The organism is uncultured Frigoribacterium sp. (assembly GCF_963515265.1).
Lineage (GTDB): Bacteria > Actinomycetota > Actinomycetes > Actinomycetales > Microbacteriaceae > Frigoribacterium.
This window is the reverse complement of the sequence record NZ_CAUPYL010000154.1, coordinates 1-6,088: the sequence shown is the minus strand read 5'-3', so window position 1 is coordinate 6,088 and position 6,088 is coordinate 1. Positions and strand designations below refer to the sequence as shown.

Sequence of the window (6,088 nt, the reverse complement as noted above, 5' to 3'; positions counted from 1 at the left end):
GCGCGGCGCCGCGCGACCTGCACGCAGCACGCAGCCCGCAGAGCGCCGCGGCTAGCTCAGGCGGGCGACGAGGTCCGCGGCGAGGCCCGTGTAGGTCGCGGGGGTGAGCGCGACGAGGCGGGCCTTCGCGTCGGCGCCGATGTCGAGCCCCTCGACGAAGGCGACGAGGTCGGCCTGCGAGACGCGCTTGCCCCGGGTGAGCTCCTTGAGCATCGCGTAGGGGTCGGCGATCGACGAGCGCCCGGCGACGACCTCGGCGCGGATCACCGTCTGGATCGCCTCGCCGAGCACCTCCCAGTTGCCGTCGAGGTCGGCCTCGAGGGCCGCGGTGCCGACGGCGATCTCGCCGAGACCGCGGCGCAGGTTGTCGAGCGCGAGCACCGAGTGGCCGAGGGCGACGCCGATGTTGCGCTGGGCCGACGAGTCGGTGAGGTCGCGCTGCTGACGCGAGGTGACGAGGGTCGCGGCGAGCGAGTCGAGCAGGGCGCACGACAGCTCGAGGTTGGCCTCGGCGTTCTCGAACTTGATCGGGTTGATCTTGTGCGGCATCGTCGACGACCCGGTGGCGCCCGCCTGCGGGATCTGCGTGAAGTAGCCCATCGAGATGTACGACCAGATGTCGGTCGCGAGGTTGTGCAGCACGCGGTTGGCGTGGGCGATGCGCGAGTAGAGCTCGGCCTGCCAGTCGTGCGACTCGATCTGGGTCGTGAGGGGGTTCCAGCTGAGGCCCAGGGCGTCCTCGACGAAGGCCCGCGAGATCTCGGGCCAGTCGGCCGACGGGTCGGCGACGACGTGCGCCGAGAACGTGCCGGTGGCGCCGCTGAACTTGCCGAGGTACTCGGTGCCGGCCACCTGGGCGCGGAGGCGCTGGAGGCGGTGCACGAAGACCGCGAACTCCTTGCCGACGGTCGTGGGGGTCGCGGGCTGGCCGTGCGTGTGCGCGAGCATCGGCACGTCGCGCGCGTCCGTGGCCCAGGTCGACAGGGCGTCGACGACGGCGTCGAGCGCCGGCAGCCAGACCTCGGCGACGGCGGCCTTGACGGTCACCGCGTACGAGAGGTTGTTGATGTCCTCGCTCGTGCAGGCGAAGTGCGTGAGCTCGGCGATCGGGTCGAGGCCCAGCTCGGACAGGCGGGCGCGGACGTAGTACTCGACCGCCTTGACGTCGTGGCGGGTCGTGGCCTCGAGCCCGGCGAGCTCGTCGATCGCGGGCTGCCCGAAGTCGGTGACGACGGCTCGCAGCGCCTCCTTCTGGTCGGCCGTGAGCGCCTCGGCGCCGAACGCGCCGCGGTCGGTCTGGGCGATCAGCCACTCGACCTCGACGTGCACGCGGGCCCGGTTGAGGCCCGCCTCGCTGAGGTGGTCGCCGAGCTGCCCCACGGAGGCGCGGTAGCGGCCGTCGAGCGGGCTGAGGGGCTGAGGGGGCAACGTCATGAGGGTCCCTTGCGGAGTGCGGGTTCGATCTGGCGGAAGAGGGCGGTGCAGGCTCGCTCGACCATGGCGAGCACGTCGTCGAACATGGCCGGGTCCGAGTAGTAGGGGTCGGGCACGTCGGAGCCGCCCTGCGCCGCGCCCTGGGGGTCGAACGACATGAGCAGCTGCACCTTCGAGCGGTCCGACTCGTTCTCGGCCCACGACCGGAGCACCCGTTCGTGGCCCCGGTCGAGCGCGACCACGAGGTCGTGACGAGCGAAGTCGGCGGTCGAGAACTGGGAGGCGCGGTGCCGGGAGCCATCGTAGCCACGGGCCCGCAGGGCCTCGACGGTGCGCGGATCGGCCCCCTCGCCGACGTGCCAGTCACCCGTGCCCGACGACGACACGTCGAGCGAGTCGGCGTGGCCGGCCCGGCGGGCGACCTCGCGCAGGACCACCTCGGCCATCGGCGACCGGCAGATGTTGCCGGTGCAGACGAAGACGACGCTGAGGCGGCTCACCGCCGGCGGTCGCTCGGCTCGACGATCGGGCGGATCACGATCCCGATCAGCCAGGCGACGACCGCGAGGACGAGCGCGCCGAGCACGCCCCACCAGAACCCGTCGACGACGAGGCCGAAGCCGATCTGCCCCGAGATCCAGGCGACGATGCCGAGGAGCAGCCCGTTGACGATCAGCGAGAGCAGCCCGAGGGTCAGCACGTAGAGGGGGAACGCCACGACGCGGATGACCGTGCCGACGACCCCGTTGACGATGCCGAAGATGAGCGCGACGAGCAGGTAGGTCAGCACGGTCTCGGTGGTGCCGCCGTCGCCGTACGCGTCGACCCGCACTCCCCCGACGACGAACGTGGTCGCCCAGAGGGCGAGGGCGTTGATCAGCAGCCGCACGAGGAATCGCATGGGTCCATCATGCCGCCCTAAGGTGGCCGGGTGAACGCTCCCGTCAGGCTCCGTCCCGAGATCGCCGCCCTGCCCGCCTACCGCCAGGGGAAGCAGGCCGCGCCCGACGCGTTCAAGCTGTCGTCGAACGAGAACCCGTTCGAGCCGCTGCCCGCCGTCGTCGACGCGCTCCGCGACGCCGTCGCGGTCAACCGCTACCCCGACGCGACGGCCGCCGGCCTCCGCGCCGCCCTCGCCGACAAGTTCGGCGTCACGACCGACGAGGTGCACGTGGGCGCCGGCAGCGTCTCGCTGCTGCAGCAGCTCGTGCTCGCCGCCGCGGCCCCGGGCGACGAGGTCGTCTACGCCTGGCGCTCGTTCGAGGCATACCCCGGGCTGGTCACCGTCAGCGGCGCGACCAGCGTGCAGGTGCCCCTCCGCGAGGACGGCAGCCACGACCTCGTCGCGATGGCCGCGGCCGTCGGCGAGCGCACCCGCCTGGTGATCGTCTGCTCGCCCAACAACCCCACCGGCACGGTCGTCACGACGACCGAGTTCGAGGAGTTCATGTCGGCCGTCCCCGACGACCTGCTGGTCGTGCTCGACGAGGCCTACGCCGAGTTCGTCACCGACGAGCACGCCGTCGACGGCCCGTCGCTCACCGAGCGGCACCCGAACCTGGTGGTGCTGCGCACGTTCTCGAAGGCGCACGGCCTGGCGGCGCTCCGCGTCGGGTACGCGATCGGCGCCTCCTCGGTGCTCGACGCCGCGCGCTCGACGGCGATCCCGCTGGCCGTGACCGCGCAGGGCCAGGCCGCCGCCCTGGCGTCGCTGGCCCACGAGGAGGAGCTGCTCGCGCGGGTGGACCGGATCGCGGTGCTGCGCGACCAGGTCTGGCGCTCCCTCGTCGACCAGGGCTGGGAGCCGCCGCTCGCGCAGGGCAACTTCGTCTGGCTGCCGACCGGCGAGCACACCGCCCACGCCGCCGAGGTGTTCGAGACCCACGGCCTCGTCGTGCGCGCCTTCGCTCCCGAGGGCATCCGCGTCACGATCGGAGAGCCCGCGTCCGTCGACCGCCTCCTGCAGGCCGCGCAGGAGGTGCTGGGCACTACATCCGTGTGAGGGCATGAGAGCGCCAGTAGATTGGTCCGCATGTCCCTGAGCGAAACGAGCCGGCACCCCGGCACGGTCCAGCTGCTGACGCCCGCCGGCGAGCTGGTCCGCACCGACGAGACGGCCGAGTTCCTGCCCCTGATCGACGCCCTGAGCGACGACCAGCTGCGCGCGATGCACCGTGACATGGTGCTGACGCGGCGCTTCGACCGCGAGGCCGCCGCCCTCGCCCGTCAGGGCCAGCTCGCCCTGTGGGTGCCGAGCCACGGCCAGGAAGGCGCGCAGGTCGGCCTGGCGCACGCCACCCGCCCGCAGGACCACCTGTTCCCGTCGTACCGCGAGCACGCGGTCGCCCTCGCCCGCGGCGTCGACCCGGTCGACATCCTGCGCCTGCTGCGCGGCCACACGCACGGCGGCTGGGTGCCCGCCGACCACCAGAACTTCCACGTGTACACGCTCGTGATCGGCTCGCAGACGCTGCACGCCACGGGCTACGCGATGGGCCTCGGCCTCGACGGCAAGAGCGGCACCGGCGACCCCGAGGTCGACCAGGCCGTCGTCACCTTCTTCGGCGACGGGGCGACCAGCCAGGGCGACGTCAACGAGGCGATGATCTTCGCGACGAGCTTCCAGACGCCCGAGCTGTTCTTCCTGCAGAACAACCAGTGGGCCATCAGCGTGCCGGTGTCGCGCCAGTCGCGCACGCCGCTCGTCGACCGTGCCGCCGGCTTCGGCCTGCCCGCGACCCAGATCGACGGCAACGACGTGCTCGCGAGCTACGCCGTGAGCCGCCGCGACCTCGAGGCCGCCCGCTCGGGCTCCGGTCCCCGGTTCATCGAGGCGATGACGTACCGCATCGGCGCGCACACCTCGTCCGACGACCCGAGCAAGTACCGCACCGACGACGAGCTGCAGGGCTGGATCGCCCGCGACCCGATCGACCGCTTCGCCGCGTTCCTCCAGTCGCGTGGCGAGGGCGACGCGTTCTTCGCCGGGCTCGAGGCCGAGGGCGACGACCTGGGCCACGACGTCCGCACCCGCACGACGTCGCTGCCCGCGCCCGACCCGTCGCTGATGTTCGAGCACGTCTACAGCGAGCCGCACCCCGTCATGCGCGAGCAGCACGAGTGGCTCACCCACTACGAACAGGGCCTCGGCGGCGACGCCGGCTCCGACTCTGCAGGAGGACGCGCATGAGCGACGTGACGACCACCACCGCTGCCGCCGCGCCGGCCGCCGGTCCGCAGGGCGGCGTCGGCGTCGACGAGCCGACCCGCGCCTCCCTCGAGACCATGCCGCTCGGCAAGGCGATCAACGCCGGTCTCCGCCGCGCCATGGCCGACGACCCGCGCGTGCTGCTCATGGGCGAGGACATCGGCACGCTCGGCGGCGTGTTCCGCGTGACCGAGGGGCTGCAGGCCGAGTTCGGCGAGAACAGGGTCATCGACACTCCCCTCGCCGAGTCGGGCATCGTCGGCAGCGCCATCGGCCTCGCGATGGCCGGCTTCCGCCCCGTCGTCGAGATCCAGTTCGACGGGTTCATCTACCCCGGCTTCGACCAGATCGTCTCGCAGCTCGCCAAGATGACCAACCGCCACGAGGGCTCGGTCACGATGCCCGTGGTCATCCGGGTGCCCTACGGCGGGCACATCGGCGCCGTCGAGCACCACCAGGAGAGCCCCGAGGCCTACTTCGCGCACACGGCCGGCCTGCGGGTCGTCAGCCCGAGCACGCCGCACGACGCCTACTGGATGATCCAGGAGGCGATCGCGTCGAACGACCCGGTCATGTTCTTCGAGCCCAAGAGCCGCTACTGGCCCAAGGGCGAGGTCGACCTCGCCGAGCCGCACGCGCCCCTGCACGCCAGCCGCGTCGTCCGCACCGGCACGGAGGTCACCCTGCTCGGCCACGGCGCCATGGTCAGCGTGCTGCTGCAGGCCGCCGAGATCGCGGCCGCCGAGGGCATCTCGGCCGAGGTCGTCGACCTGCGGTCGCTGTCGCCGATCGACTACGCGCCGATCCTCGAGTCGGTCCGCAAGACCGGCCGCCTCGTCGTCGCCCAGGAGGCGCCCGGCTTCGTCAGCGTCGGCTCCGAGATCGCCGCGACGGTCGCCGAGAAGGCGTTCTACTCGCTCGAGGCCCCGGTGCTGCGCGTGAGCGGGTTCGACACGCCCTTCCCGCCCGCCAAGCTCGAGACCCTCTACCTGCCCGACGCCGACCGCGTGCTCGAGGCCGTCGACCGCGCTCTCGCGTACTGAGAGGAACACCTCCGTGACCAGTGAGTTCCCCCTTCCCGACGTCGGCGAGGGCCTGACCGAGGCCGAGATCGTCGAGTGGAAGGTCGCCCCGGGCGACACCGTCCAGATCAACCAGGTTCTGGTCGAGATCGAGACGGCCAAGTCGCTCGTCGAGCTGCCCTCGCCCTACGCGGGCGTCGTCGAGAGCGTGCTCGTCGCCAGCGGCGAGACCGTCGACGTCGGCACCCCGATCATCACCATCGCCGACGGCACCGGACCGGCGACGCCGTCCGACCGGGCCGCCGAGGCCGCGTCCGGCGAGTCGGGCGCGCTGGCTCGCACCGCCCAGATCATCGCGCAGGAGGAGGCGGCGCTCTCCGAGCAGCGCGCTCGCCAGTCCGCGCCCGCCCCTGCTGCCCCGCCC

At 72.4% G+C, this 6,088-nt stretch carries 7 protein-coding genes; 4 read left to right on the top strand and 3 right to left on the bottom strand.

Going from position 1 to position 6,088, the window contains the following annotated elements:
- Positions 1-51: 51 nt before the first annotated feature.
- Genes purB through RWM17_RS11195 form a run of 3 tightly spaced genes read right to left on the bottom strand, consistent with a single transcriptional unit; the run spans position 52 to position 2,335 of the window.
- Complete coding sequence (gene purB / locus RWM17_RS11205) at positions 52-1,434, bottom strand: adenylosuccinate lyase (protein WP_314103703.1); 1,383 nt, start codon at positions 1,432-1,434, stop codon at positions 52-54.
- Positions 1,431-1,880, bottom strand: coding sequence for a low molecular weight protein-tyrosine-phosphatase (locus tag RWM17_RS11200; RefSeq protein WP_146905901.1), 450 nt, complete (start codon positions 1,878-1,880; stop codon positions 1,431-1,433). The genes purB and RWM17_RS11200 overlap by 4 nt, the downstream gene beginning before the upstream one ends.
- A 50-nt stretch (positions 1,881-1,930) precedes the next feature.
- Positions 1,931-2,335, bottom strand: coding sequence for a phage holin family protein (locus tag RWM17_RS11195; RefSeq protein WP_123548496.1), 405 nt, complete (start codon positions 2,333-2,335; stop codon positions 1,931-1,933).
- A gap of 30 nt (positions 2,336-2,365) precedes the next feature.
- Between RWM17_RS11195 and RWM17_RS11190 the strand changes: the two genes are divergently transcribed.
- The 4 genes from RWM17_RS11190 to RWM17_RS11175 form a co-directional block, all read left to right on the top strand.
- Complete coding sequence (locus RWM17_RS11190; protein ID WP_314103701.1) at positions 2,366-3,436, top strand: histidinol-phosphate transaminase; 1,071 nt, start codon at positions 2,366-2,368, stop codon at positions 3,434-3,436.
- Between the two features lie 30 nt (positions 3,437-3,466).
- Positions 3,467-4,624 (top strand): thiamine pyrophosphate-dependent dehydrogenase E1 component subunit alpha, encoded by a 1,158-nt coding sequence (locus tag RWM17_RS11185; protein ID WP_314103700.1) that lies wholly within the window; start codon positions 3,467-3,469, stop codon positions 4,622-4,624.
- A 95-nt stretch (positions 4,625-4,719) separates the two neighbouring features.
- Positions 4,720-5,685, top strand: a complete 966-nt coding sequence (locus RWM17_RS11180; RefSeq protein ID WP_244638810.1) for an alpha-ketoacid dehydrogenase subunit beta — start codon at positions 4,720-4,722, stop codon at positions 5,683-5,685.
- 13 nt (positions 5,686-5,698) lie between these two features.
- Positions 5,699-6,088 (top strand): biotin/lipoyl-containing protein (locus RWM17_RS11175; protein ID WP_314103699.1); only part of this gene is annotated, 390 nt, incomplete at its 3' end.